Annotated in this window: 26 protein-coding genes; 11 read left to right on the top strand and 15 right to left on the bottom strand. The window is 67.1% G+C overall.

All coding sequences use genetic code 11. The features are described 5' to 3' along the window. Positions 1–19: 19 nt before the first annotated feature. From D9V34_RS08255 to D9V34_RS08235, 5 genes are all read right to left on the bottom strand, one after another. Positions 20–1,648 (bottom strand): transporter, encoded by a 1,629-nt coding sequence (locus D9V34_RS08255; RefSeq protein WP_121688340.1) that lies wholly within the window; start codon positions 1,646–1,648, stop codon positions 20–22. After that, positions 1,630–2,577, bottom strand: coding sequence for an ABC transporter ATP-binding protein (locus D9V34_RS08250; protein WP_121688508.1), 948 nt, complete (start codon positions 2,575–2,577; stop codon positions 1,630–1,632). The genes D9V34_RS08255 and D9V34_RS08250 overlap by 19 nt, the downstream gene beginning before the upstream one ends. A 131-nt stretch (positions 2,578–2,708) precedes the next feature. Next, positions 2,709–2,960 (bottom strand): PspC domain-containing protein, encoded by a 252-nt coding sequence (locus tag D9V34_RS08245; protein WP_121688339.1) that lies wholly within the window; start codon positions 2,958–2,960, stop codon positions 2,709–2,711. Next, positions 2,960–3,568: a hypothetical protein gene (locus D9V34_RS08240; RefSeq protein WP_121688338.1), complete on the bottom strand. Its 609-nt coding sequence runs from the start codon at positions 3,566–3,568 to the stop codon at positions 2,960–2,962. The genes D9V34_RS08245 and D9V34_RS08240 overlap by 1 nt, the downstream gene beginning before the upstream one ends. Next, positions 3,568–5,208, bottom strand: coding sequence for a PspC domain-containing protein (locus D9V34_RS08235; RefSeq protein ID WP_121688337.1), 1,641 nt, complete (start codon positions 5,206–5,208; stop codon positions 3,568–3,570). The genes D9V34_RS08240 and D9V34_RS08235 overlap by 1 nt, the downstream gene beginning before the upstream one ends. 146 nt (positions 5,209–5,354) lie before the next feature. Here D9V34_RS08235 and D9V34_RS08230 point away from each other — a divergent pair, with 146 nt between their 5' ends. The 3 genes from D9V34_RS08230 (at position 5,355) to D9V34_RS08220 (ending at position 8,438) form a co-directional block, all read left to right on the top strand. Next, on the top strand, positions 5,355–6,764 hold the full coding sequence (locus D9V34_RS08230; RefSeq protein WP_121688507.1) for an ATP-binding protein: 1,410 nt from the start codon (positions 5,355–5,357) through the stop codon (positions 6,762–6,764). Continuing rightward, positions 6,761–7,423 (top strand): LuxR C-terminal-related transcriptional regulator, encoded by a 663-nt coding sequence (locus D9V34_RS08225; protein WP_121688336.1) that lies wholly within the window; start codon positions 6,761–6,763, stop codon positions 7,421–7,423. The genes D9V34_RS08230 and D9V34_RS08225 overlap by 4 nt, the downstream gene beginning before the upstream one ends. Before the next feature lie 100 nt (positions 7,424–7,523). Beyond that, on the top strand, positions 7,524–8,438 hold the full coding sequence (locus D9V34_RS08220; RefSeq protein ID WP_183091908.1) for a trypsin-like serine protease: 915 nt from the start codon (positions 7,524–7,526) through the stop codon (positions 8,436–8,438). Between the two features lie 73 nt (positions 8,439–8,511). Here the strand turns inward: D9V34_RS08220 and D9V34_RS08215 are convergent, their stop codons facing one another. Next, positions 8,512–9,030 carry a hypothetical protein gene (locus D9V34_RS08215; RefSeq protein ID WP_121688334.1) on the bottom strand — a complete coding sequence of 173 codons (519 nt, stop codon included), beginning with the start codon at positions 9,028–9,030 and terminating at the stop codon, positions 8,512–8,514. A 17-nt stretch (positions 9,031–9,047) separates the two neighbouring features. Then, entirely contained in the window at positions 9,048–9,920 is an 873-nt protein-coding gene (locus D9V34_RS08210; RefSeq protein ID WP_121688333.1) for an HhH-GPD family protein, read from the bottom strand. Between the two features lie 105 nt (positions 9,921–10,025). Here D9V34_RS08210 and truB point away from each other — a divergent pair, with 105 nt between their 5' ends. The 5 genes from truB (at position 10,026) to D9V34_RS08185 (ending at position 13,114) form a co-directional block, all read left to right on the top strand. Continuing rightward, positions 10,026–10,958 carry a tRNA pseudouridine(55) synthase TruB gene (gene truB, locus D9V34_RS08205; protein ID WP_121688332.1) on the top strand — a complete coding sequence of 311 codons (933 nt, stop codon included), beginning with the start codon at positions 10,026–10,028 and terminating at the stop codon, positions 10,956–10,958. Then, the gene (locus D9V34_RS08200) at positions 10,955–11,323 is read left to right on the top strand and encodes a hypothetical protein (protein WP_121688331.1); all 369 of its coding nucleotides are present in this window, start codon (positions 10,955–10,957) and stop codon (positions 11,321–11,323) included. The genes truB and D9V34_RS08200 overlap by 4 nt, the downstream gene beginning before the upstream one ends. 106 nt (positions 11,324–11,429) lie before the next feature. Continuing rightward, complete coding sequence (locus D9V34_RS08195; RefSeq protein WP_245991963.1) at positions 11,430–11,885, top strand: hypothetical protein; 456 nt, start codon at positions 11,430–11,432, stop codon at positions 11,883–11,885. Then, positions 11,882–12,823, top strand: coding sequence for a bifunctional riboflavin kinase/FAD synthetase (locus tag D9V34_RS08190; RefSeq protein ID WP_121688330.1), 942 nt, complete (start codon positions 11,882–11,884; stop codon positions 12,821–12,823). The genes D9V34_RS08195 and D9V34_RS08190 overlap by 4 nt, the downstream gene beginning before the upstream one ends. Positions 12,824–12,895: 72 nt before the next feature. Next, positions 12,896–13,114, top strand: coding sequence for a heavy-metal-associated domain-containing protein (locus D9V34_RS08185; RefSeq protein ID WP_121688329.1), 219 nt, complete (start codon positions 12,896–12,898; stop codon positions 13,112–13,114). Between the two features lie 76 nt (positions 13,115–13,190). Here the strand turns inward: D9V34_RS08185 and D9V34_RS08180 are convergent, their stop codons facing one another. Beyond that, positions 13,191–14,045 (bottom strand): alpha/beta fold hydrolase, encoded by an 855-nt coding sequence (locus D9V34_RS08180; RefSeq protein WP_121688328.1) that lies wholly within the window; start codon positions 14,043–14,045, stop codon positions 13,191–13,193. A gap of 69 nt (positions 14,046–14,114) precedes the next feature. Continuing rightward, positions 14,115–15,467: a M20/M25/M40 family metallo-hydrolase gene (locus tag D9V34_RS08175; protein WP_121688327.1), complete on the bottom strand. Its 1,353-nt coding sequence runs from the start codon at positions 15,465–15,467 to the stop codon at positions 14,115–14,117. A gap of 245 nt (positions 15,468–15,712) precedes the next feature. Between D9V34_RS08175 and D9V34_RS08170 the strand changes: the two genes are divergently transcribed. Continuing rightward, positions 15,713–17,920 (top strand): DEAD/DEAH box helicase, encoded by a 2,208-nt coding sequence (locus tag D9V34_RS08170; RefSeq protein ID WP_121688326.1) that lies wholly within the window; start codon positions 15,713–15,715, stop codon positions 17,918–17,920. Continuing rightward, a complete protein-coding gene (locus tag D9V34_RS08165; protein WP_121688325.1) occupies positions 17,917–18,306 on the top strand; it encodes a DUF6804 family protein in 390 nt (129 codons plus the stop codon). The genes D9V34_RS08170 and D9V34_RS08165 overlap by 4 nt, the downstream gene beginning before the upstream one ends. 45 nt (positions 18,307–18,351) lie before the next feature. Here the strand turns inward: D9V34_RS08165 and D9V34_RS08160 are convergent, their stop codons facing one another. Both D9V34_RS08160 and D9V34_RS08155 read right to left on the bottom strand, forming a co-directional pair. Further along, on the bottom strand, positions 18,352–19,935 hold the full coding sequence (locus D9V34_RS08160; protein ID WP_245991976.1) for a reverse transcriptase family protein: 1,584 nt from the start codon (positions 19,933–19,935) through the stop codon (positions 18,352–18,354). Positions 19,936–20,251: 316 nt separating this feature from the next. Continuing rightward, positions 20,252–20,509 (bottom strand): glutaredoxin domain-containing protein, encoded by a 258-nt coding sequence (locus tag D9V34_RS08155; protein ID WP_121688323.1) that lies wholly within the window; start codon positions 20,507–20,509, stop codon positions 20,252–20,254. A 184-nt stretch (positions 20,510–20,693) separates the two neighbouring features. Here D9V34_RS08155 and D9V34_RS08150 point away from each other — a divergent pair, with 184 nt between their 5' ends. Beyond that, complete coding sequence (locus tag D9V34_RS08150) at positions 20,694–21,722, top strand: 6-phosphofructokinase (RefSeq protein ID WP_121688322.1); 1,029 nt, start codon at positions 20,694–20,696, stop codon at positions 21,720–21,722. A 62-nt stretch (positions 21,723–21,784) separates the two neighbouring features. On the opposite strand, the gene D9V34_RS08145 is transcribed toward D9V34_RS08150, so the two are convergent. From D9V34_RS08145 to D9V34_RS08130, 4 genes are read right to left on the bottom strand one after another with little or no spacing between them, the layout of a single operon-like run. Next, positions 21,785–22,570, bottom strand: coding sequence for a 3-oxoacyl-ACP reductase (locus D9V34_RS08145; protein ID WP_121688321.1), 786 nt, complete (start codon positions 22,568–22,570; stop codon positions 21,785–21,787). Further along, positions 22,567–23,976 (bottom strand): aldehyde dehydrogenase family protein, encoded by a 1,410-nt coding sequence (locus D9V34_RS08140; protein WP_121688320.1) that lies wholly within the window; start codon positions 23,974–23,976, stop codon positions 22,567–22,569. Before D9V34_RS08140 ends, D9V34_RS08145 begins: the two co-directional genes overlap by 4 nt. Further along, positions 23,973–24,839 (bottom strand): gamma-glutamyl-gamma-aminobutyrate hydrolase family protein, encoded by an 867-nt coding sequence (locus tag D9V34_RS08135; protein ID WP_220700560.1) that lies wholly within the window; start codon positions 24,837–24,839, stop codon positions 23,973–23,975. The genes D9V34_RS08140 and D9V34_RS08135 overlap by 4 nt, the downstream gene beginning before the upstream one ends. Then, positions 24,820–26,217, bottom strand: a complete 1,398-nt coding sequence (locus D9V34_RS08130; RefSeq protein ID WP_121688318.1) for a glutamine synthetase family protein — start codon at positions 26,215–26,217, stop codon at positions 24,820–24,822. Before D9V34_RS08130 ends, D9V34_RS08135 begins: the two co-directional genes overlap by 20 nt. Positions 26,218–26,240: the final 23 nt, after the last annotated feature.

The following is a 26,240-nucleotide window of genomic DNA, read 5'->3' as shown; positions in this document are numbered from 1 at the left end:
GGGTTTTGTGTACGCCGATCTAGGCGTGCTTGGTCAGGCGGGTGAGCATGTCCGGAGCCGTGCGGTCGAGGATCCGGCCACCCCAGCGCACACCGATCCAGTAGAACAGCGTCCCGAAGCCGAGGCCCACCGGGAGGGTCAGCCAGATCAGCAGCGCCGATCCGGTGACCGCGCCCACGATCATCAGGATCAGGGCGGGCAGGCTCAGCACGAGCAGTGCGCCCATGCTGCCGAACGTACCGGCGAGGGAGAGCACACCCGAACCGGGCTTGGAGGCCCAGGGGCTGTCCGCGGGGTCGGGTACGGGCATCAGGAAGAAGGCCGATTCCACCGAGGAGACGCCGTTTCCGGCCAGGATCATCCCCAGGCTCACCCCGAGCACCGCGGGGAGCAGGTGAACGCCGCCGGAGATGACCGCCACGATCACGGCGATCACGATGGTCATCGGGACGATCAGGGTCATAAACGCCCAGGCGCGTCCCCGCCGGTCATCGATGCCGCGCACCCCGTGGGCCACATGGGCGGCAAACGCGGTGCCGTCAAAAGCCAGGTCCACAAACGTCGCGGTGGCCACAAACAGCAGCATAAACGGGGTCGCGAACGCCAGTACCTCGGGGCCGCCCTCGGTCTGCCGGGTGATGAACCAGAACAGGAACGGCATCAGCGGCACCAGGATCAGGCTGCGCGCGTAGCGGGGATCCCGGAACCAGTAGATCAGGCAGCGGGCGGCAATCGCGCCGGCCGGGCTCGCCGGGAAGAAACGGAATGGACCGCGCGCATCGCGCACCCGCCCTGTTGAGGAGGAGCGGCTGGCCGAGGCGTTGACGCTGGCAGCATACGCCACCTGCCACAGCCAGTACACCAGTGCGACGCTTGCCAGGGCGACCAGCAGGTGCAGGATCGCGCCCAGCGGATCCCCGGCTGCCACCGCGGTGGGAACCGCCCAGACCGCACCAAACGGGGTCCAGGAGGCCACCGCGGCGATAGACGGGAAGAGGTCGATGGAGAGGGCGATGCCACCGGAGAGTCCGGCGATCAGCGGCCCGAGCAGGATGATCAGCACCAGCAGCACGGTCCCGATGATCTCGCGATAACGGCGACTCATCGCCAGCCGGGTGGCCAGGGTCAGAACCAGCTGGGATACCAGCAGGCAGGTCACCAGCGCGATTGGTGCGCAGATCACCGCGACCACCGCCGCCAGCGGCGAGCGAATCCAGGCCAGGGCGGTCAGCGCCGAAACCAGCAGGGTGATGATCCCGGGGATCCCCAGCGCTCCGGCGAGGAGCGTGCCCCAGCGTAGGGAGTTCTGGGAGATCGGGAACATCGCAAAACGGGCCGGATCCAGGGTGCGATCGGCACCCGCGGTGGCCAGCGGGACGATGCCCCAGCCGAGCACCAGAACCGATCCCACGGTGATCAGGATCACACCGGTGTATTGATCTGCATTGATCCCCAGCACCACCAGCGACACCAGGGCCATGCCCAGAATGCCCAGACCATAGAGCGCACCGATGATCGCGCCCACCAGCTGCCAGGTATTACGGCGCAGCGAGTTCCACATGATCTGATAGCGCAGCTTGACCAGCACCCGCACGATGCTGGGCTGCTTGGTCGCAACGGGGACGGGGGCTAGAAGCTGCGTAGCCACTCGGGGCCCTCCTGCTGGTGGCGGCCGCCAACAAGCTGGACAAAGCGGTCCTCCAGCGTCGATCCGGCGCGCACCTCATCGACGGTGCCCGCGGCGACCACGCGACCGGCGGCGATCACGGCCACGTGGTCACACATACGCTCGACCAGGTCCATCGAGTGACTGGACACGATCACCGTGCCACCCCCGGCCACATAGCCGTGCAGGATGTCGCGGATGTTCGCGGCCGAGACCGGATCCACCGACTCAAACGGCTCATCCAGGACCAGCAGGCGCGGGGCGTGGATCATGGCGCAGGCCAGCGCGATCTTCTTGGTCATACCGGCCGAGTAGTCCACCACCAGGGTGTTTGCAGCCTGCTGCAGGTCGAGCAGGCCGAGCAGGTCGGTGGTGCGAGTCGCGACGGTTTCGGCGTCCAGGCCCGAGAGGAGACCGTGATAGGTGACCAGCTGCTGGCCGGTCAGGCGGTCGAACATGCGCACGCCGTCGGCCAGGTTGCCCACCAGGCGCTTGGCTTCGACCGGGTTTTCCCACATGTCCACGCCGTAGATCAGCGCGGTGCCAAACTCGGGGCGCAGCAGACCGGTCGCCATCGACAGGGTTGTGGTTTTACCGGCACCGTTGGGGCCCACCAGGCCGTAGAAGGAACCCTGGGGGATCGAGAGGCTGATGCCGTTGACGGCGATCTTCTCACCGAATCGCTTGGCCAGCCCGCGGATTTCCATGGCAGGGACGCCCGGGGCCGAGTGCCCGCCAAACGGGGCGGGGATCGCCTGGGCTGCATCGGCTGCGGGCACGGCGGTGGGCTGCACGGGAGCGGCTTCGGCACCGGGGATGGCGGAGTCCGCACCGGCGGCGAACTGCGCGGGCGCGGCGGTCGGCTGTGGTGATGGCTGCGGGATTCCCTGGGGCGGGATGGGATCGGTCATCGGGTCCTTCCGGTTGGTCGCGGGAGCGATTGCGCGGAAAACGCCGATCGCCCGGTTGATCACCGCCAACCTACCAAGAATGGTGGGTGTGGTGGGGAACAGCCGGGCGATTTGGCGTATTTGGAGACCTGCTAGCGCGGATCGCGGGGACGCAGCCAGCGCTCCAGCACGATCGATCCGTCCTGCCAGGGCAGCAGGATCCAGACGATCAGGTAGGTCAGGATTCCGATCCCGGGGAGGAGGAACGCCAGCAGCGTGCCGATCCGCACCGCGGTGGGGTTCCAATTGAAGCGGGTCGCGATACCGGCACAAATTCCGCCAAACAGGCGATCGGGTCCGCGCCGGACGGTGCTCTTGCGCAGCACATCAAAAAAGCCGTTCATTATTTTGCTCCCGTCGATTTGCGGGCATTGCGGACAACCATGCCGATGCCGCAGCCCACCAGGACCACCCCGGCGGCGGTGACCACGGCGAAGGCCAGGGTAATCGGATCCACCGAGATGTCCCAGACGTTCCTGGCGACCAGCAGCACCCCGAAGGCCAGGAGCAGCATGCCCCAGACGATGGTGAACGCGCGCGGGGTGCGGTTGATCGGGGCCTCCACCCGGGTGCCCACGGCCACCGGTGCCCCGGTCGGATACGCGGCGGGCGGAACGTAGGGGTAGTTCGGGGTCGCGGTGTGCGGCTCCGGGTAGGCGGCGGTGGGGATGCTGTCCTGCGTGGTTGTGGGCGTCGACTGCGGATACGCGGCGGTGGGGATGCTGTCCTGCGCGGTCGCGGGTGTGGACTGCGGATACGCGGCGGTGGCGCTATCGTCCTGAGCGGGTACGTCGCTGGCGGTCTCATCGGCGGTCGAGGGCGTCACCGGATGTGCGGCGGTGGGGGCATCCTCCGCGTTCTCCTGCTGAGCCTCGGCCACCAGATCCTCGATCCGCAGTTCCTGCTCGGGCTCGCTGTTGTGCCCGTTCTTGTCCGGGGTGTTCGTGGACACTAGTGTGCTCCCTTGCTGATGGCGGGTACCGCGGCGCTTTCGCCGGATACTCGGGGCTTGTCGGTGACCGTGACGTTACTGAACGCGCCACGGATTTCCAGGATGATCTGCGGGCCGTTTTCGGAGTTCGGACCGAAGCCGGCGGAGTTGTCGAACCAGAGGCCACCACGCTTGTTATCCACGCTGCCTCCGGTGATCTTCGAGGCCGCGAGGGCCAGGGACGTATCCACCGAGACCCGGACATCGTTCGGGACATACACTCGCAGGTCGGACATCGCGACGTTTACCGGGACGGTGATCGGTCCGTTACCGTCCAGATCCCTGATTCGGGAGAGATCGATGGTCCCGGAGGCTGCGGCGATGGCATACCCATCCCCGGCCTCGGCGGCGGTGCTGGGGACGAAGGTGGCCGATGTGGCGGCGGCCCAGTTGAGGCTCTGCCCGCCAAACGATGTGAACAGTCCGCCGATCAGCGCAAATACCGCCATCCAACCGAGGAATCCACCGTGCCGACCGCGGATTCCGCTGATCAGCACGCCGAGCGCGAAGACGGCTGCGGCCACACCCAGGGCAATCGCCAGGGCGCTTCCGTTGAAACCGTAGCCGGCGATCGTGGAGACTCCCAGCACCGCGGCTCCGGCCAGAAACGCCAGACCGGTGCAGAGCAGTCCGGTTGCGGCTCCCGGACCGAGCACGCGAGGGCGCGGCGGGCGGGCGGCGTGGGGGACATGCGGCGGATGCGGGATGCGGGCGCCCTGCGAGTCTCGGGCGCTCTGCGGCGCGGGCTGAGCCGGCCGCGCCGGACCCGAGAACGCCGGACCCGAGAACGCCGGACCCGAGAACGTCGCGGTCGGACCGCTTGAGGAGGGAGCATCTGTGGTGGGCACCTCGAAGTTGGGTGCGGTGGCTGACGAATCCGCGACCGCCGTGTCAGCCGCTGAGGGGGCCGGGCTGGGTGCCGCGGCACCCGTGTTCCCGTGCAGTTCGTCTACCGACTGGGGCGCGGTGGCCGGTGCCGGTGCGCCAAAGGGTGCGGGCTCGGTGGCCGGGCCCTGAGCCGGGGCCACGAAGGGTGCAGGGTATCCGGACGGAGTTCCGGTCGGGTCGCCGCCGGGGGAGCCACCATCCGGGTAGCGTCGATCATCGGACCCGGTGGCCGGCGGCGTGCCGCCAGCCTGTGAGCCGCCTCCGGTCTGACGGGTGATGAAAAACACCGTCGCGCCGATTACGAGGGCCAGCACGATCAGGGATGACAGCCAGGAGTTACGCCCCCAGTCCCACGGAGAAAACGATCCCACCTGGATGTTCAGAAGCCCGATACCTCCAACGATGACGGCACCGGTCATGCCCGCCGCCCACCTGCTGTAGCGGAGTGCTTCGGCGTGAATGTAGCCGTTGCGGTCGGGCAGGAACGCCCAGGCGAGTCCGTACAGGAACGGCCCCACACCGGTAAAGATACTGAGCACCACGATGAGACCGCGCACCAGGATGGGATCGATGCCCATCCGCTGGGCGAGGCCCCCCGCGACGCCACCCAGCCAGGACGACTCGGAGCGCACGATGTGTGTGTCACGGATGCTGTCAAAAAAGCCACGGGCGGGGCGGGTGGGGCCGGAGTTACCGGGATCGGTCGTGTTCATATCTTCAGTGTGGTCTGGAGTCGGGATTCTCCGCTATGGGGGCCTACCCTGATAAAACCCTGAGTCTGGTGGGGGAGCGTCCGGGGTTCCCCGGATTTCCGGCGCTGCAGCTGGTCGCCCCCGCGCGGGCGTGCTTGTATGGACCCATGCGTCTTCCCCTGGTCAGAACCCGATCCCGCGCGATCGCGGGTGTGTGCGCGGGTCTTGCCCGGCACCTGAACCTGCCGGTGGTGTGGGTGCGCGTTGCGATGATCGCCCTGACTTTCTTCGGCGGTGCCGGGGCCATGCTGTACGCCTGGCTGTGGCTGCTGGTTCCCAGTGAAGACGATGTGGACCGCGCCGCCGACCGCAACTTCAATCCGCGCAACGTGGCCGAAAACTTCGCCCGCAATGTGACGCCGTGGCTGCGTACGCGCTCGGCTGATCCCGGGCAGAGCTCGCCAACCCCATTCGGTCCCGGTACGTTCGACCCCGATTCCGGGGCGACATCGGGAGGTCCGAGTCGCCCGGCTGCCTCCGGGCCGGTGCCCCAGCCGGGTGTCTCGGGCACCACCCCTCCCTCGGGCACCGACGGGCGCCCCTGGCGGCAGTGGAAGATGGGCCTGCCGGAGATCGCCGTGGGTGTGGTGCTGCTGGGCATCGCGGTGGCGATTCTGCTGGAGATGGTGGGCGTTCACATCAACTGGCAAACCTGGCTGCCCGCCGTCGCGATTGTGACCGGTGTGGGACTCACCTGGATCCAGCTGGATACCGGGACGCTGGGACGCACGGCCGGCGGCCGGGTTTCCTCGGGGGCGCTGCGCCTGATCGCCGGAATCGCCCTGGTGGTGATCGGTATCCTGATCCTGATCACCGGCGCGGTGGACCAGGTTCTGATCGGACAAACCCTGCTGGCCACCTTCGCGATTCTCTGCGGCCTGGCCGTGGTGCTGGCACCCTGGGTTGTCAAGTATTGGCGCGAGCTGGGGGCCGAACGCGCGGCCCGGGCCCGCGAATCCGAGCGCGCGGATATCGCCGCTCACCTGCACGATTCGGTCCTGCAAACCCTCGCGCTGATCCAGAACCGTGCGGACAGCCCCGCCGATGTGCGCCGCCTGGCGCGCGCCCAGGAACGCGAGCTGCGGGCGTGGATCAGCTCGGACCAGCCCGATCCCGGCGGCAGCATCGCCGAGCGCCTGCGCGGAATCGTCGCCGAGATCGAGGACGGTTACGGACGCACCATCGAGATCGTCACCGTCGGCGATACCGCACACTCGGACCGGTTGGAACCGCTACTGGCGGCGACCCGCGAGGCGATCCAGAACGCCGCCAAACACGCGACCGGCACGATTTCGGTCTATCTTGAAGTGGGTGCCGGCGCGTGTGAGGTGTTTGTGCGCGACCGCGGCCCGGGCTTCGACCCGGACCAGGTGCCCGAGGACCGCCACGGGGTCCGCGACTCCATCCTGGGCCGGATGACCCGACACGGCGGCACCGCGACCCTGCGCAATACCGGGCAGGGAACCGAGGTGGCTCTGCGGATGCCGCTGCCCGATACACCGAAGGAACAGGTATGAGCGATCACGAACCCCAGAGTCTCCGAGTTGTCCTGGTGGATGATCACGCGATCTTCCGCTCGGGCCTGCGCGGCGCCCTCGCCGCGGACATCGAGGTGGTGGCCGAGGCGGCCACCGTTGAACAGGCGATCGCGGCCATCCACGACACCCTCCCGGCCGTGGTCCTGCTCGACGTGCACCTGCCCGGTGGTCGGGGTGGGGGCGGTGCCGAGGTCATCGTGGGATGCGCGGATTTGCTGGCCCACACCCGGTTTTTGGCGCTCAGTGTCTCCGACCAGGCCGAGGATGTGGTCACCGTGATCCGTGCCGGTGCCCGCGGCTACGTCACCAAAACCATCGACGCCGCAGAACTCAACGACGCGATTCGCCGGGTTGCCGCGGGAGACGCCGCATTCTCCCCGCGCCTGGCGGGGTTTGTGCTGGATGCGTTTGGCACCCAAAACGTCGCCCAGATCGACGATGAGCTCGACAAACTCTCGGCCCGCGAACTCGAGGTTATGCGGCTGATCGCCCGCGGCTACTCCTATAAGGAGGTCGCCGCCGACCTGTTCATCTCCACCAAGACGGTTGAATCCCACGTGTCGGCGGTGCTGCGCAAGCTCCAGCTGTCGAACCGGCATGAGTTGTCCCGCTGGGCAGTGGACCGCCGCATTCTCTGATTTCCCACTCGTTTACATCATCTGAACATCCCACCGCGTAGCGTAATGCCCATCAGATATTTCAGATGAAAGGGTGATGATGGGGTTTCGAGGATGGCATGTGACAACCGCGGTTTCGGCCGTGTTACTAATGGGCTTGGGGACCTTCGCTCCGGCGTCGGCTACCCAGCTTGAGCGATCGCCCGGCGAGATTCGGGAGTTTTGGACGCCCGAGCGAATGCGGGAGGCCGCGGGTAGTGACCCGCTTATCCCCGGCGGTACCGAGAAGCGGGATGCACGGATCCCCCTCGGAACCGAAGATGAGCTGGGTGCACCGTGGACCGGCGGTGGGGATATCGCCAGCACCGCCGGTCGTCTCTTCTTCAACGTCTACGACGAGGAGGGAAATGCCCAGGTGAGTAGCTGTAGCGCAAACGTGGTGGAGAGCGAAAACAAGAGTGTGATCATGTCCGCCAACCACTGTGCGCACGGCCAGGACTACCTCTTTGTGCCGGGCTATCACGACGGTGAGATGCCCTACGGCGGCTGGACGGTCAACGAGATTTTTGCTCCCGAGCGGTTTACCCCCTCAACCGATTTCGCCGCGTTCAGGCTGGATAAACTCGAAGACCTCCCCATTCAGGATGTGGTTGGTGCCCAGGCCGTGAGCTTTGATGGTATCCGCCCCGATCGGATGAACGTCTTTGGATATCCGCGCGAGCGCACCAACGAACCCGAGAACCCCTACGGCGGTGAGCGGCTGAACTACTCCGAAAGCGACACCCGGGACAACGCCCAATGGGGAATGATCGGCGTCGCCTCGGATATGGCTCACGGGGTGAGTGGCGGACCGTTCCTGGCGGACTTTGACCCCGCGACGGGGAAGGGCACCCAGGTTGCCGTGGTCTCGGGAAGCACGTGCGCGGAGTACTCAGAGGAGGGTGAGTGCACGGTCATGGAGGAAACCGTTTACGGTGCCCCCTTCAACGAGGTTGCCCGGGCGCTCTATGAGCAGGCGGCCGGTATCGCGGCCTAGCTGGAACGCGGACGGCGCGGTCTCCGGAAGGGGAGGCCGCGCCGTCTGCCGTGTCGCGGGTGTGTGGCGCGACCTAGTCGGTCAGCAGCTCGGGGGCACCCACGCGGAGGTCGAAGGCTCCGGCGAACTGGGCGTCGAACTCCTGCACCGAACCACCGATGCTGTGCGCGATGAACTCGGTGGCGCGCGGTCCAACCTGGTCGATCAGGGCCTGAATGACCTGGGCCACGGCACCGGGCAGCCCGGCCTCATCGGCACCGTTGAACACCACGACGTATTCCACGTCGTCGCCGAAGGACACCTCGGCGTCCTCGCTCAGCACGGTCTCGTTGGCGGTGACCTGGAAGAACCAGCCGGGGATCCGCTCGGCACCGGTGGGCACCACGCCCTCCTCGGGACGGTGTGCGGCGAGGGTTGCCTCGAGGTCCTCGGAGTACAGATATTCGGCCACAAACAGCGGCGGCAGCACCCCGGAAACCTCGAGTTCGGGCTCGGCATCGGCCACGATCTCGAACGCGGGAGAGTCTGCGGCTGCGAACTCCTCAAAACCGGGCTCGGGGGTGAAGTTCTGCGGGTTTTCGGCGCTAGTCATGCGCCCAGTTTAGCGGGTTAGGGCAGGACGTATCCGCCCTGGGACTCCACCGCCAGCCCGTCGGCGAGGAGCCCGGCGAGGGCCCGATCCAGCTGGATCCGGTCCTCCCAGAGCCCGATAATTTCGGCATCGGTGACCGGCAAATGTGCGGCCCGAAGCTCACGCAGAATCAGCCCGCGCACCTGCCGATCGCTGCCCGCATAGGTCTTCTGCACGGCCTTGGTGGGGCCGAAGTATTCGGGCGAGCCTGCCTGGACCCAGGCGCACGCGTCCCGGATCGGACACACGTCGCACCGCGGCGAACGCGCCGTACAGACAACCTGTCCCAGCTCCATAATGGCCACGTTAAAGGCACGGGCGGCCTCGCGATCCTCGGGCAGCAGCGCGGCCATATCGGCCAGGTCCGCGGCGGCGCGGGGCGGGCCGGGTTCGGCCTGGGCGTGGATCGCGCGTGCGATGACCCGGCGACCGTTGGTGTCGATCACCGGATGGCGGTCCCCGTAGGCAAAGACGGCAACCGCGCGTGCCGTATAGTCGCCCACGCCGGTCAGCGCGAGCAGGGTGGGGACGTCCCGCGGCACGATTCCGCCGTGCTGCTCGGTTATCTGCACGGCGGCCCGGTGCAGCCACAGTGCCCGGCGCGGATAGCCGAGGTTGGCCCAGGCACGCACCGCTTCCCCGGAGGGGGACGCCGCCAGGTCGGCGGGGGTCGGCCAGCGCTCCAGCCACTCGGCCAGGCGTGGAATGACCCGGGCCACCGGGGTTTGCTGCAGCATAAACTCTGACACCAGGGTGCCCCAGGCGGGGAAATCATCTTCGCGCCAGGGGAGGGCGCGGCCCTCGCGGGCGAACCAGTCGATCAGCGCCTGGGGAATGTCGGTGGTGTTCATCGTTTCCAGCGTAGCCGGGCGGCGCGGGTCGAGGTGAATCGGGGACCCGCCGATGAATATGGGAGGATGGAGGCTGGTTTTATACGGCGGTGTGGCGAGGAGATTTTGGTGAGTTCAGGCATTGTGCTGGTGGATAAGTCCGGCGGGATGACCAGCCACGACGTGGTCGCGCGCACCCGTCGTCTCGCGGGCACCCGCAAGGTGGGCCATGCCGGAACCCTGGATCCGATGGCCACCGGTCTGCTGATTCTCGGTATCAACTCGGCCACACGCCTGCTCACCTACGTGGTGGGCCTGGACAAGGAGTACTACGCCACGATCGTGCTGGGATCCTCCACCACCACCGATGACGCCGAGGGGGACACCGTGGAAACCGCGGCGCCCGAGGCTGTGTCCGCGGTGACCGAGGAGGCCATCGCCGCCGGTATCGAGGTGCTCCGCGGCGATATCCTGCAGGTGCCCACCCAGGTGTCGGCGATCAAGGTGGATGGCAAGCGCGCCTACGATCTGGTGCGCTCGGGGGAGACCGTCGAGCTCAAGGCTCGTCCGGTCACCATTTCGGCCTTCGAGGTTCTGGAAACCCGTCGCCTGGCGGATCGGATCGAGCTGGATGTCCGGGTCGAGTGCTCCTCGGGCACCTACATTCGTGCCCTCGCTCGGGACCTCGGCAACGATCTGGGCATCGGGGGACACCTGAGCGCCCTGCGTCGCACCCGGATCGGACCGTTCTCGGTGGCCGATGCGGTAACCCTCGAAGACCTGGATCCCGCCGCCCGGCTGATCTTCTCGGCCGCCGCCGCCAAGACCCTGTTCCCGCACGTCACCCTGGATGCCCAGCGCGCGATCGACCTCGGCCACGGTAAGAAGATCGGGATCGAAGGCTTCCCCGCGGACGTTTCCGGCCCGATTGCCGCGCTGACCCCGAATGGTGCACTGATCGGCCTGGTGCAGGCCGGCAAAAACAGTGCCCGGTCGCTGGTGAACTTCCCCTCCGATGAGGCGCAGGTAGCGCCGCAGAACCCCGAGGCCCAGGCATGATCACCTGGCTGACCTACGGCATTACCGGGATCGCGGCCCTGGCGGGCCTCCTGTGTGTGGTGCTGGGCCTCATCGGCCGCAAACCCAGCGACCTGAGCCTCGGTTCGGCCGCGCTGGTGGAGCTCCTGCTGCTGGTTCAGCTCGTGGTGGCGATCATCGCCCCGGCCACCGGCAACAACATTTATGGCGACCCGATCGAGTTTTATGCCTACCTAATCTGTGCGCTGATCATCCCCGCCGCCGCCGTGTTCTGGGGGCTGCTGGATCGCACCCGCTGGTCCACGGTCATCGTCGGGGTCGGGCTGCTTGCGGTCTCGGTGATGGTCATCCGGATGGAGGTCATCTGGACCACGGTGGCCGCCTAACCCGCAGGATTTCACCCCTCTCACCATGCCCGCGTGCGAAACGCCTGTCATCTCGCTCCGACCACTGCCGGAGTGTGGGACGAAGGGGCATAGAATTGGCTTCGACATGAACAGCACCGATCCCGCCGCCCAGAATCCCACAGCCTCCACTTCGTCCACGCGAGATGCCGCCCCGCGAATCAGCGGCGTCGGCCGAGTCCTCGTGGCGATCTACGGCATTCTCGCCCTGGCGGCGACCGGGCGTTCGGTCACCCAGATCATCGGCAAGTTCGATCAGGCACCACTGGCCTACACCCTCTCGGCCCTCGCCGCGGTGGTCTACATCCTCGCCACGGTCGCGCTGATCGTCCCCGGGACGACCTGGCGCAGGGTCGCCTGGATTACCATCGGCTTCGAAATGGTTGGGGTTATTGTGATTGGTCTCCTCTCGATTTTTGATCCGGCCCTGTTCCCGCACGACACCGTGTGGTCTCACTTTGGCAGCGGCTACGGTTATGTGCCGCTGGTCCTGCCCGCTCTCGGCCTGTTCTGGCTGGCCAAGCAGAAGGGAAAGCGCGCGTGAGGGTTTTCCGCGACCTGACCGAGGTCCCGCTGGACTTTGGCCCGAGTGCCGTGACCATCGGTAAGTTTGACGGCGTCCACGCCGGTCACCGCGGCGTGATCGCGGGCCTGCGCGGGATCGCCGAGGAGCGCGGTCTGCGCTCGGTGGTGGTTACCTTCGACCGTCACCCGCTGCACGTGATCGCCCCGGGTCAGGCACCCACCGCCCTGACGGGGATCGATCAGAAGCTGGATCTGCTGGCCGAAACCGGAATCGACGCGGTGCTGGTGCTGACCTTTGATCGGCTGCTGTCGGCGCTTGAGCCCGAGTCGTTTGTGCGTTCGATCCTGTGCGCGACCCTGGATGCCAAGGTGGTTCTCGCCGGGGATGATTTCCGCTACGGACACCGCGGCGCGGGGGACGTAGCCTCGCTCACCGAGCAGGGCAAAATCGAGGGCTTCGAGGTTGTCGCCATCGATGATGTGATGCCGCGTGAGGGTCGTCGTGCCTCGTCGACCTGGATCCGTGAGCTGCTCGCCGACGGCCGGGTAGATGCCGCCGCCGATCTGCTGGGACACTATCCGAGCGTGCGCGGGACCGTGGTGCACGGGGCCAAGCGCGGTCGCGAACTCGGTTTCCCGACCGCGAACCTGTCGCCCGATTCCACCGGCTACATTCCCGCCGACGGCGTGTATGCGGGCTGGCTGACCAGCGAGGGCGAGCGCTATGCGGCGGCGATCTCGGTGGGCAACAACCCGACCTTTGACGGCGTGCCACAAAAGCAGGTGGAGGCGTTCCTGCTGGATCAGGACATCGACCTGTACGACCGCGAGGTTGAGGTGTGCTTCGTGGAGCGGGTGCGCGGGATGGTTGCCTATGCGGGTATCGATCCGCTGATTGCCCAGATGCATGACGATGTGGTGCGCGTGCGTGAGATTCTGGACGTTCCGGCTCCATAGGAAACCCTCGGAATACACCCTGCCGGATAACGGTTGTTGAGTTTATGATGATCTTGACGAAGGGACACCATCATGGGACTCAAGACCACCCTGCTGACCATAACCGGAATGCATAATTCGTTCTGCGTGAACAAGATCCTCCGCGAGTTTGAGGCGCTGGATGGCGTCACCGCCGAGGTCGACCTCGCCTCCGGCCGCGCGCGCGTGCTGGCCTCCGAAGACACCGACCAGGGTGCCCTCGTAACCGCGGTCTCCAACGCCGGCTATTCCGCCGCGGTGGTCGCGATCTAGTTTTTGCGCTCGAGTTTCGATATCCCGGCACCCACCTGGTGCCGGGATATCGACGTTAACCGGTGTGGTGCCGGTCCTAATCCAGATACCCCAGGAACAGACCCGGCTCCGACCACAGCAGCGAGCCGCCGGCCCCGGACACCAGGTGTCGCTGGGCACCGGGGATGCGGTGCGTGAGGGTGTCGCCGTGGTCGGGCGAGTGGACCTCGTCGCGGTCGCCAAACCACACGTGCACGGGGATGTCGATCTGGTCCAGCGGCAGCCGCCACGGGCTCATCGCCAGGATGGTGTCGGCGGCGTATCCGTCGGCCCCGCCGGCAAAAGACTCGGTGAGGGTTCGGCGGTAAAGCGCACGGAACTCCTCGTCTCCGTAGACCTCGGCATCCGCCGCGGAAATCTCAGACATGACGTATTCCCACATCAGCTCGGGGGTAAAGCGGGCAAAGTGCGCGCGGACGGTTTCGGGTTCGCGGCCGACCGAGTCGATCAGGGTGACCATCTCCTCGGGCAGCATGGCGGTGATCAGCGGATGTGCGACCTCATCGGAGGGGGACACCAGGTTGAGGGAGGACACCGCGCCGGTCGCCGCCAGGGCCAGCGCAAACGGCGCACCCTGCGAGTTGGCGATCAGCGGGATCCGGCCGAGGCCCAGCGCGCTCAGCAGGTAGCGCAGGTCCTCGGCCACGCTGGTCAGGGTCTTGTGGGGATCGTGGTCGGAGGATCCAAGACCCGGACGATCCACCGAGATCAGCCGGATCGCCCGCTCGCTGAGTAATTCGGCGCCAAAGTTCATCGCGCGGCCACTGGCCGCTCCCGGGATGAACAACACCGGGGTTCCATCGGGGGTTCCATATTCGGCGAAGCCGAGGGCCCGGCCATCCGGAAGAAAAATTTCTCCGAGGCGGGCCGAAACTATGTCAGAGGTATTCACCCCCTCAGTTTATGGGCGCGCATCCCGACACGGCGTGGTGCCGCGTCGGGTTCGCTGGAGGCGCACACGCTAGGCGCTGAGCACCAGGCTGCGATAAAACTCGATGCCCTCAAGCCAGGTGGATACCCGGATTCGCTCGTTGACGGCGTGCAGTCCCGCGCGCTCATCGGCACTCATTCGGAACGGAGTGGTGCGATAGACACTGGGCGAGATTCGGGCGTAGTAGCGGGAGTCACTGGCCCCGAGCATCACGTACGGGGAGACCGTGGCATCCGGGACGGCAACGGCAAAAGCAGACACAACCCGCTCCCAGCCGGGGCCGGAGGAGGGGGAGACGGGGGAGGGATCGTGGAATTCGGCCACACTCAGCTCAACCTCGGGATCGTTGATGATCCGTCTGAGGCGGCGCACCGTAGCCGCCACGCTCGACCCCACCGCGATCCGAACGTTGAGGGTCGCGGTGGCCCGCTCGGGCAGCGCGTTAGCCGCCGATGCTCCGGAAAGTTGGGTGGTGACCGTGGTGGTACGCACCAGCGCGGCAGTTTCGGCCCCGAGCCGGGGCAGAACCTTTGCCAGCAGGGGCGCCAACAGATCGACGTTTTTGGCGACCCAGGGCAGCAGCGCGGCCGAGCGCGGGCCCAGTGTGCGCAGCAGATCCTTGGCGGGGCGGGAGAGTCGCCCGGGGAAGGGCGACCGATTGACCCGGGTGATCGCCCGCGCCAGCCGGGCGGTTGCCGGGAACGGAGGCGGGGTGGACGCGTGACCGCCCACCTGCGCGACGCTCAGCGTGATCGTCGCCAGACCCTTTTCGGTGGTGCCCACGAGCGCGGCCGGTCCCTGCAATCCGGGCAGCACGTCCTCGATGACCGCGCCACCCTCGTCGATCACCAGCGCGGGCACAACTCCGCGGGATTCCAGCAGCTCAACCGTGGCCCGCGCCCCGGCCCCGGTGGTTTCCTCGTTGTGCCCAAAGCTCAGATAGAGGTCGTGTGCGGGGGTAAAGCCCGACTCGATCGCGTGCTCCACAGCCTCGAGGATCGCGACCACCGCGCCCTTATCATCGAGCGTGCCCCGACCCCACAGCACCCGATCCTCGCCGGTTCCGGTAATCTCGGCGGCAAAGGGCGGATGGGTCCACTCGGGTTCGTTCTCGCCCACGTTGACCGAGACCACATCGTAGTGACCCATCAACACCGTCGGGCTTTCGGAGGCGGTGCCGGGCCAGCGCAGCAGCAGCGAATAGCCGCCAATTTTCTCGCATTCGAGGGTGCCGAACACCCGCGGATACAGCTCCTCCAGCGTGCTGAGAAACGTATCAAACGCGCCCCAGTCGATCAGGGTTTCATCCAGCCTGCCCACCGTGGGGATGCGCAGCAGCGCGCGAAAACGGTCCAGGGATGCGTCACCGAATCGAGGGTTCATTGGTGCAGTATAGTGCGGCCGAGTGGCGCCCAGAGAGATATATTGCGCAGTAAAACCGAAGCGCCACGCGAAAAGGGGAGGAAAACGCGGGCGTGAATATCGTAGAATGTTTCCGCGCCCGCCGTTTATCCGGCTTCGGTTCCGGTGTCTATCACCGCGAGAACCCCGAGTCGAGGCAGTAAGCACCCGGCCGGCGCAGTATCGGACCCGGCATTTGCCCGGGTACTGGAGCGCTCAGGAGGAGCATGCCAAACACCGGTCAGCGCCGTTCACCCGGCCGATCCGCACACCGCGCCGCGGGCGCACGCGGAACCGCAGCCCGTAAGCCGTCGCGCAATCAGGTCTCGCGCCACGACGAGGAAGCCCCGATCATCCCGATCCTCGCCCGCAAGGTGCGCGAGGTCGAGGCGAAGGCCCAGAAGGGTAAGGTGGGCCCGACCAACCGGGTGAAGTTCCAGGTCATCGCATTCCTGGTGCGCGAGGAACGCGCCCGGGTTAAAGGATCCACCGAGATGTCCGAGAGCATGCGCACCGAGCTGCTCAAGCGCCTCGATGGCGTGGCCACGATCCTGGCCAAGACCGCCGCCCGAGACACCTCGCTGATCACGCTGCTTGAGGCCGACGCCGCCACCAGCCCGGTGGCCCAGAAGATGCGCCGCGACTGGCTGCTGGAATCCGGTGCTGAGCTCAGCCCCGAAGAGCTGATCATCACGACCCAGGCCCCCGAGCCCGAGCAGATCATCCCCGCCGAGCTCGCGCAGAAGCAGGTCGTGCCGATTCAGGTGAAGGCGCGCCAGCGCTCCAACCCGTTCCTGGCCCCCAACCTGACCCCGGCTCCGGCCGAGCGGTCCACGCGTGGACGCCTGGACAGCTGGGAACTGATGGGTCCGCTGTACAAGTCGTTTGAGACCGGTGCCGGTGGTGCCTCGGCGTGTATGCCGCTGCCGGAAGCTCCCAAGATCGACCGTCTGGCCCCGCCCGGACGCGAGATCATGAAGCACCAGGCCCGCTTCGTGGAGGCCGTCAAGCGCGGTCAGCGTTCGATCCTGCTGGCCGATGAGCCGGGTCTCGGCAAGACCGCGCAGTCGCTGCTGGCAGCCTCGGTCGCCCAGGCGTACCCGCTGCTCGTTGTGGTGCCCAACGTGGTCAAGATGAACTGGGCCCGCGAGGTTGAACGCTGGACCCCCGGTCGCCGCGCGACCGTGATCCACGGTGATGGCCGCGATATCGACGCGTTTGCCGACATCTTCATCGTCAACTATGAGGTCCTGGACCGTCACCTGGCCTGGCTGAGCACCCTCGGGTTCCGCGGCATGGTGGTGGATGAGGCGCACTTCATCAAGAACCTGCACTCGCAGCGCTCGCAGCATGTGCTCTCCCTGGCCCGTCGGATTCGCGCCAACACCCCCGGCGGCAAGCCGCTGCTGATGGCGCTCACCGGAACCCCGCTGATCAACGACGTGGCCGACTTCAACGCAATCTGGCAGTTCCTGGGCTGGACCACCGGCGACAAGCCCGGTCCCGAGCTGATGGCCAAGCTTGAGGAAAACGGTTTGACCCCGGCGGACTCGGGCTTCTACCCCGAGGCACGGAACGCGGTCATCGACCTGGGGATCGTGCGCCGCAAGAAGATCGACGTGGCCGCCGACCTGCCCTCGAAGATGATCGCCGACATCCCGGTTGAGCTCGACGATGAGGCTGGACGTTCGATCCGCGACGCCGAGCGCGAGCTGGGTCAGCGCCTGCTGGCCAAGTACAACCGCATCATCGAGGCCCGTCCCGACCGGGCCGGTCGCCCGAGCGGCCCCGACCTCGACATCATGCGTCTGGTTGCCCAGGGTGAGCTGGAGGAGTCCAAGGCCGCCGGTGGGGGCGAAAACGTCTTCACGATGGTGCGCCGGATCGGTCAGGCGAAGGCTCAGCTGGCCGCCGACTACACCGCGCAGCTCGCGCACTCGGTGGGCAAGGTGGTGTTCTTCGCCAAGCACATCGACGTCATGGACACCGCCGAGCGCGTGCTGGCCGGACGCGACCTGCGCACCGTGTCGATTCGAGGCGATCAGAGCACCCAGGCGCGTCAGGAAGCCATCGACGCGTTCAACAACGACCCCGGTGTCTCGGTGATCGTGTGTTCGCTGACCGCCGCCGGCGTGGGTGTCAACCTGCAGGCAGCCTCCAACGTGGTGCTCGCCGAGCTCTCCTGGACCGCGGCCGAGCAGACCCAGGCGATCGACCGCGTTCACCGCATCGGTCAGGACGAGCCGGTCACCGCCTGGCGGATCATCGCCGCGCACACCATCGACTCGAAGATCGCCGAGCTGATCGATTCGAAGCAGGGCCTCGCGGCTCGCGCGCTCGACGGCAGTGACCAGGCGATCGAATCCAGCGACTCGGTGCAGCTCAACGCGCTGATCTCGGTGCTGCGGGACGCGATTGTGGCGAGCGGAAAATGAGTTCTGACCGCTACGGTCGCGGCTCCAAACGCGAACCCACCTTCACCCGTCCGGCGCTCGCGCCGGGCCTGCTGGCAGCCATCGTGATGATGGCCACGGTGGCGCTGCTGGACTCGGATCTGTACTACATCGTGCGTTTTGTGGTGTGTATTCTCACCGCGATCGTCGCGTTCTACTCGATCCGAGCCAGCCGAGCCTGGTGGCTGATTGGGCTGGTGCCGCTGCTGGTCTTTGTGAACCCGATCGTTCCGCTGCCCACCTGGCCGGTGGAGGTACCCACGGATCTGATCTTCTCGCTGACCCTGCTGTTCCCGCTGGTGCTGATCGGTGCCGCGGTCACCCTCAAGGTGCCGGACATCCAGGAAGAAGCCCGTCGCGGACGCTAGTTCGCAAACACACACGCCCCGGTTTTGCCGGGGCGTTTGTGCGTCCTAGTCCGTCCACTCGATCGCGTCCCAGAGCCGCCACAGGCCGGGCGCCCGCTCGGGGGTGAGGGCGATGGCCCAGTTGATTCGGCCGAGCAGATGCAAACGAAAGTGTGGATGCCGGTCGCGGTTTTGGGCCTCGGGACCGGTGCGGGCGCAGTTGTGCAGGATCGCGCGCAGCCGGTCATAGGCGTGCCGATCCATCGCCGGATGCTCATTGACCACGATCCCGGTGACCCGCTGACTCGTGCCCCGCGGACGCACCCGGGTTTTGCGGGGGTTGATCCGCTGGCCCGAATCGGTCACGATCGCCTCGACGCCGCGGATGAACGCATCCGACCGGGCTGCCAGTCGGGTATCACCGCTGAAGGTCAGGTCGTCGGCGTACCGGGTGTAGCGGGCTCCCACGGCGTTGGCCCAGCCGGTGAGCCGCTCATCCAGCCGATGCATCGCCAGGTTCGCCAGCAGCGGCGAGGTGGGGGCACCCTGCGGGAGGTGGGGGATCCGCAGCGCCGCCGCGAGCGCCTGCCGTTCCCCGGGATCGCCCCCGGGCGGCATCGCGCGAATCACCGCGGGCGGGACTGCATGGGTCCCCAGCCCGGCAAGGATCGGTACCAGGGCCTCACCCCAGCCCTGCCGGCACAGTCCGGCGTGAATCTGGCCGCGGGTGACCCGGGCGAAAAACGTGGTGAGGTCCATGCCGATCACCACGTGGGATCCGGCATGAACCGCGGCACCGGTGATCGCCGACCGGCCGGACACAAACCCGTGGGCCGCCGGATGCACCGGCAGATCGGTATAGACCTCGGCGATCAGCTGCCGTTGCAGATACATGAGCCGCTGCCCGGGGACTTCCAGAAGCCGCGGGACCCGTCCCGGACGTGAGCGCCACTCATATCGGTAGTGATGCAGCTTTGTGCCGGGGGCCAGCCGGTTCCATCCGCGCAGATCGGCAAACCAGTCCAGCTCACCCGCGTCGAGCCCGAGCAGCCGGGCAAGATCGGCGGGGGTGCGCGGACGGCGGCTCGCGGGTTCCCGCGCGAGAACCTCGGCCCCGGATGATGCGGGGCGTTCGCCGGCGGCCCCGGCACCGTGTGCGGCGGGGATCTCATACAGGGCGTGCCGGACCAGGACGAGGTGTCGGCCCGCGGCCGCCGCCTGCTCGGCGGCGGCGGTGAGTTCGGCGCTCTGGGCAATCCAGCGTCCGAGTTCCCGGGGACGGTCGAACGGTGCCCGCGGGTACGCGGCCAGCACAGCGGACACCAGTCCCGGTAACCATCGTCGGCGGGCACCGAGCACATCGGCCCCGGCGGCGATCAGCACCGACCGCGTCCACGCGATTGTGAAAGCGGGATCTCGGTCTCCCGTGAGGTCCGTGCCTTGCGTGGAATCCTGGCCCTGCGGAGCGTCTTGGTTTTGGGTGGGGGCCGGGCCTGATGCCGCCTCCCGATCTCCGGTGGGATCCGAGCCTTGCGCTGGGTCCCGGTCGCGAGCAGGTTTCGGATGCGCCGCCGCCAGGAACGCGGCGGCCAGCGAATCGGCCACCGCGGCGAGCGAGGGCGCGGGGGTGTGCCCGGCAGGTCTGCCCATCACGATCCGCCGCGAAAAGGAGCCCGATCGGCGGCAGCGCGGGGGAGCGATCGACCGGTTGAGGCGGCCGTGTGCGGTGCGACGCGAAGCGTCGGCGGGCACTCGGGGCGCGTGGTGGTACTCGGTTTGCGGTCCCCGGGGTTACCCCGGAGCGGAAGGGAGCAACGCATGGTGTGCCCTCCCGTTCTCGACCGGTTCCCCGCGCTGCCGCCGGGGTGTGTACAGGCTAGCCGCTGGGTCGGACCCGGACAAGGGGGAAGCACTCGGCGGGACACCCACCGGATGGTGGATGCCCCGCCGGAGAAGGGGGTGCGACTTAGGCGCCGAGGCGCGCCTTGACCTCGATCAGCGAGGGGTTGGTCGCGGCGGTGCCGTCGGGGAAGATCAGGGTCGGCACGGTCTGGTTACCGCCGTTGAGTTCGGCGACGAGTTCCGCGGTGCCCGGGACCTCCTCGATGTTGATCTCCTGATAGCCGATTCCGGCCGAGGTGAGCTGGGTCTTCAGACGCTGGCAGTATCCGCACCAGGACGTCGAAAACATCGTGACCTGGCCGGCTTCGGGTGTGTAATCCATGCCCCGATTCTAACCCCGCATGCGCCATGCACAGATTCCCAATCGTCATGGGCCGGTGCCCGGGGTTCCGGCAAACCGATACGCTCGTTGGTGAGGGCAACAGGGTGTTGACCTCACCGACCCGCCGTTGGGCCAGCACCCTCGGGCATCGGGTCAAACTATTGCGCGCAAGGGAAGTGATTCGATGAGAATTGGTGTGCTCACCAGCGGTGGCGACTGCCCCGGACTCAACGCCGTGATTCGCGGAGCGGTGCTCAAGGGCACCGCCGTCCACGGCCAGGAGTTCCTGGGGATTCGTGACGGATGGCGTGGCCTGGTAGAGGGTGATGTGTATCCCCTGACCCGCCACGACGTACGCGGCCTTTCCAAGCAGGGTGGCACCGTTCTCGGCACCAGCCGCACCAACCCCTTCGACGGCCCCAACGGTGGTCCCGAAAACATCCGGGTCACCATGGATCGTCTCGGCATGGACGCGGTGATCGCGATCGGCGGCGAGGGCACCCTGGCCGCGGCCAAGCGCCTCACCGACGCCGGTCTGAACATCGTGGGTGTCCCCAAGACCATCGACAACGACCTGGACGCCACCGACTACTCGTTTGGTTTTGATACCGCCGTGGAGATTGCCACCGAGGCCATCGACCGCCTGCGCACCACCGGTGACTCGCACCGACGCTGCATGGTGGTGGAGGTCATGGGCCGTCACGTGGGCTGGATCGCCCTGCACTCCGGCATGGCCGCGGGTGCTCACGCGATCCTGATGCCCGAGCAGCCGCAGTCGATCGATCAGATCGTCGAGTGGGTCGAATCTGCCAATAACCGCGGCCGTGCCCCGATCGTGGTGGTGTCCGAGGGCTTCACCCTGGACACCATGGAAACCGCACACTCGGAGAAGGGCCTGGACGCCTTCAACCGTCCGCGCCTGGGCGGTATCGCCGATGTGCTGGCCCCGATCATCGAGGAGCGCACCGGCATCGAAACCCGCGCCACCGTGCTCGGCCACATCCAGCGCGGCGGCGTGCCCAGCGCCTATGACCGCGTGCTGGCCACCCGCCTGGGTATGGCCGCGATCGACTCGGCCGTGGCCAAGCAGTGGGGCACCATGATCGCCCTGCGCGGTACCGAGCTGGTGCACGTGCCCTTCCAGGATGCCCTGGGCGGTTTGAAGACCGTTCCGCAGGACCGCTACGACGAGGCCGCCATCCTCTTCGGCTAGCCGATCACGCAGCACGCGGGCCCGGATGCATCCACGCATCCGGGCCCGCGCTATTCTCCGGCCTATTCCGGGGTTACATAGGCAGCGGAGATCCCTCCGTCCACCAGGAACGTGCTCGCGGTGATGAACCGCGAATCATCGCTGGCGAGGAATGCAACCGCCGCGGCGATCTCCTCGGGCTCGGCGAAGCGTCCGGTGGGCACATGGATGAGGCGTCGCGCAGCCTCGGCCGGGTTCTCGGCAAACAGTGACTGGAGGAGCGGGGTATTGACCGGCCCCGGGCACAGCGCGTTAACCCGGATGCCCTCGCGCGCATACTGCACCCCGAGTTCCCGGCTGAGGGCCAGCACCCCGCCCTTGCTCGCGGTGTAGGAAATCTGCGAGGTAGCAGCCCCCAGCACCGCCACAAACGAGGCGGTATTGATGATGGATCCGCCGCCGCGCTCACGCAGGTAGGGCAGCGCGTGCTTGCAGCCGAGAAACACCGAGGTCAGGTTGATCGTCTGTACTCGAATCCACGCCTCGAGCGTGGTCTCCTCGATCAGCCCATCGGAGGCCGGGGAGATCCCGGCGTTGTGAAACGCGATGTCCACGCCGCCGTAGGTGTCGGCGGCCACCCGATACAGGTGGGCCATATCGTCCTCGCGGCTCACATCGGTGGGCACAAACAGGCCGTTCAGTGCGGTGGCGGCGCGGGTCCCGGCCAGCGGATCGATGTCCGCGATGACCACTTGGGCACCCTCGGATGCCAGCCGGGTTGCGCTGGCCAGGCCGATCCCGCTGGCACCGCCGGTGATCACGGCCACGCGTCCGTGAAGTCGGGCAATCGGGGTGGGAGAGTGGGTCATAATTCCTCATTTCGCTGGGTGGAAGGGTGGGGACCGTCGTGGCTGATAAACACGGTTTTGACCTCGGTCACCGCATCGAGGGCGTCCGGTCCGAGTTCGCGACCGAGCCCCGAGTGTTTCATCCCGCCAAACGGTGTCTGATAGCGCACGGCGGTCTGCGAGTTGATCGACAGATTGCCCACGTGGAGTGCGCGTGCCATGCGCAGACCGCGGGCACCATCCCGGGTCCAGATCGAACCGGCCAGGCCGTATGGGGTGTTGTTGACGCGCTCAATCACCTCGTCCTCGGTGTCAAACGGGAGGAGCGAGAACACCGGCCCAAACACCTCGGCATCCAGGATCGGGTGGTGTGGGGGCGGAGCCAACACCGTGGGCGGGAACCAGAATCCCGAGTCTTGGGGCACCTGGCCGCGATAGACCACCGGAATGTCGTTGGTGACCAGTGCCGCCACACGATTCCGGTGGGCGGCGGAGATCAGGGGACCCAGCTGCGTGCGGGGGTCGAGGGGATCGCCCACCCGGAGCGCGTCCATCGCGGGAATCAGCAGGTCCACAAACCGCTCGAATACCGGGCGCTGAACATAGACCCTCGATCGGGCGCAGCAGTCCTGTCCGGCGTTATCCAACGCCCCGGACGGGGTGGCTGCGGCTGCCGCGGCCAGGTTGGCGTCGGAGAACACGATGCTCGCGTTGTGTCCACCCAGCTCGAGGGTGACCGGTTTGATGTGCTCGGCGGCCGCCGCGAGCACCCGGGCACCGGTCGCGGTGGACCCGGTAAAGATAATCTTGGCGACATCGGGATGCCGCGCCAGGTGGTCACCCAGCACCGCCCCCGATCCGGTAACCACCCGAAACACGCCGTCGGGAAGCCCCGCCTCGCTTGCCAGATGTTCGAGCCGAAGCGCCCCCAGCGGGGTCAGTTCGGCCGGTTTCAGCACCACCGTGTTGCCGGCGGCCAGGGCGGGGGCCGTACCCCAGGCGGCGATGGGCAGCGGGAAATTCCAGGGAGCGATGATCCCCACCGCTCCGAGCGGTTCGCGGAAGGTGATCGCGGTACCCCCGGCCACCGGAATCTGGGTGCCGAGATGACGCTCGGGGGCACCGGCAAAATATGCGAACACGTCCCGCACCTGATCTGCCTCGGCGCGGGCCGCGGTGATCGGATGCCCGGCCTCGGTCATCGTGAGGGTGGCCAGATGTTCGCGGTCCGCGGCAATCGCCCGGGCAAAACGGGCCAGCAGGCGGCCGCGTTCGGCCGCGGAGAGCGCTCGCCAGGAGACCCCGGCGCGCACCGATTCGGCGATGACCTGGTTGGTGTCGTCGATGCTGCGGTGCGGTACCCGAATAAACTCATGCCCGGTTGCGGGATTAATCAGGATCGTCTCATGCGACGTGGGCTCGGTCATCGTGACACCTTCCGGACTGTGGGGAGCGGCCGCGGTGCAGAATCCGCAGCTTGGGACAGGGCGAACCCTCGGGCCGCACGCACCAGCGCACGAAACGGTTCGCGCAGCTCGGGCTGCTCCTGGGCGATTTCGGGATGGAACTGCACGGCAAACACGAAGCGCCCGGTGGGGTCCTCAACCGCCTCGATCGTGCCGTCATCGGCGCGGGCACTCACCGTGAGACCGTGCCCTACCGCGTCGATGGCCTGATGGTGGTAGCAGGGCACCTTGAGCCCGGCCCCCAGGAGTGTGCGCGCCCGCGTCTCGGGTTCGGTTGTAATCGGAACCGACCGATAGGTTGCGATGGTGTCACGGTGCTCATGTCGGGCCGCGGCTGCGGCCCCGTTCGTGCCGGGGATTCGGGAGTCCGCGAGGTCGGGGATGTGCTGGTGCAGGGTGCCGCCGCGTACCACGTTGAGCACCTGGGCACCACGGCAGATCCCCAGCAGCGGAAGATCCCGCCCCAGGGCGGACGCGCAGAGCCGTAGGTCCAGGGCGTCGCGGCGGATCTGGCTGCGGGTGGCCGGATGGGTGGGGGCACCATAACTGAGCGGGGTGATGTCGGGTCCGCCGGCGATCACCAGCCCGTCGAGTCCATCCAGGTAGTCGGCCGGGTCTCCGGGCAGTCCCGGGGCGAGGAGCAGCGGGAGCCTGCCCGCATGGGCGACGGCGTCGACATAGGTCTCGGGCACAAGCACGGCACCCGTGGACCAGTCTCCCCAGGATGCTCGTTCGCGGTATCCGGTAATGCCGATCCGGGGACGCGCCGGTGTGGCCGTCGAGTCTCCAGGCACGCGGGACGGATCAGAGACGTTCGAAGCCACGGCGGCGCTCCCAATCGGTGACGGTTGCGGCATGGGCGGCAAGTTCAAGATCGGCGGTATGGACATAGTGGTCAACGACGTCGTTGCCAAAGGCCGCTCGGGCGAGGGTACTGCGATCCAGCAGGGTACGCGCCTCGGCGAGGCTTCCCGGGAGGGTGTCCAGGCCTGAATCCTCGGTTCGGGCCACCAGATACGCGTTGCCCTCGACCGGATCGGGCAGCGGGATATCCGTGGTGAGTCCGTGAATCGCGCCGGCGATCAGCGCGGCCGCGGCCAGATACGGATTCACATCGCCCCCACCCACCCGGTTTTCCACGTGCAGTCCGCCACCGTGGCCCACGACGCGGTAGGCGCAGGTGCGATTGTCGATGCCCCAGCCGATCGAGGTCGGGGCAAAACTCCCCTCGACAAAACGTTTATAGGAGTTGATGGTCGGGGCGAAAAAGTAGGTGAGTTCGGCGAGGGTCGCCAGCTGCCCGGCAAGCATGCGGCTGAGGACGGGGGAGAACCCGTGGGGTCCGGTCCCGGCGGACACCGGCGTGCCATCGAGCGTGGTCAGGCTGAAGTGGATGTGACACGAGTTGCCCTCCTCCTGATCAAACTTGGCCATAAATGTGAGCGCCTGACCGTGCGCGGCGGCGATCTCCCGCGCACCGTTTTTGTAGATGACGTGGTCGTCGCAGGCACGCAGCGCGTCGCGGTAGCGGAACGTAATCTCATGCTGTCCGCGGTGACACTCACCCTTTGACGATTCGACGATCAGCCCGGCCCCGGCCATTCCCGCGCGGATCGCCGAGATCAGCGGTTCCACCCGGCTGGTGGCCAGCAGCGAGTAGTCGATGTTGTAGCGTCCGGTGGGGGTGAGTCCGGCGTACTGGCGATCCCAGGCCTGTTCGTAGGAGTCGTCGAAGAGCAAAAACTCCAGCTCGGTGCCCAGATGCGCGGCATATCCCAGCTCGGCGAGGCGCGCGATCTGGGCCCGCAGGATTTGCCGGGGAGACACCCGAGCCGGTGCCTGTGAGGGCAGCAGAACATCGGCCTGGACGATGGCCGTCCGTTCGAGCCAGGGGGCGATCCGCAGCGTTGCAAGATCGGGCCGGAACAGGATATCGCCGTAGCCGGTTTCCCAGCTGGAGAAGGCGTAGCCGTCCTGAGGGGCGTTGTCCACATCCACGGCCAGCAGATAGTCGCACCCCTCAACATCGGCAGGGTTGGTGTCGGCAATAAAGGTGGATGCGGCCAGGCGTTTGCCCTGGAGCCTGCCCAGATGATCGGTGATGGCAACAACCACGGTGTCGATGGCCCCGTCGGCGACGGCCTGATGGAGGTCTTCGAGGGTCAGCGGGGCGGTGGGGATGCGGGTGGACTGAGACGTCATGATTTCTCCGAGGATCGGTGGAA

This window comes from Mycetocola lacteus (genome assembly GCF_003667575.1).
GTDB lineage: Bacteria > Actinomycetota > Actinomycetes > Actinomycetales > Microbacteriaceae > Mycetocola > Mycetocola lacteus.
This window is presented reverse-complemented; position numbering and strand designations above follow the sequence as displayed.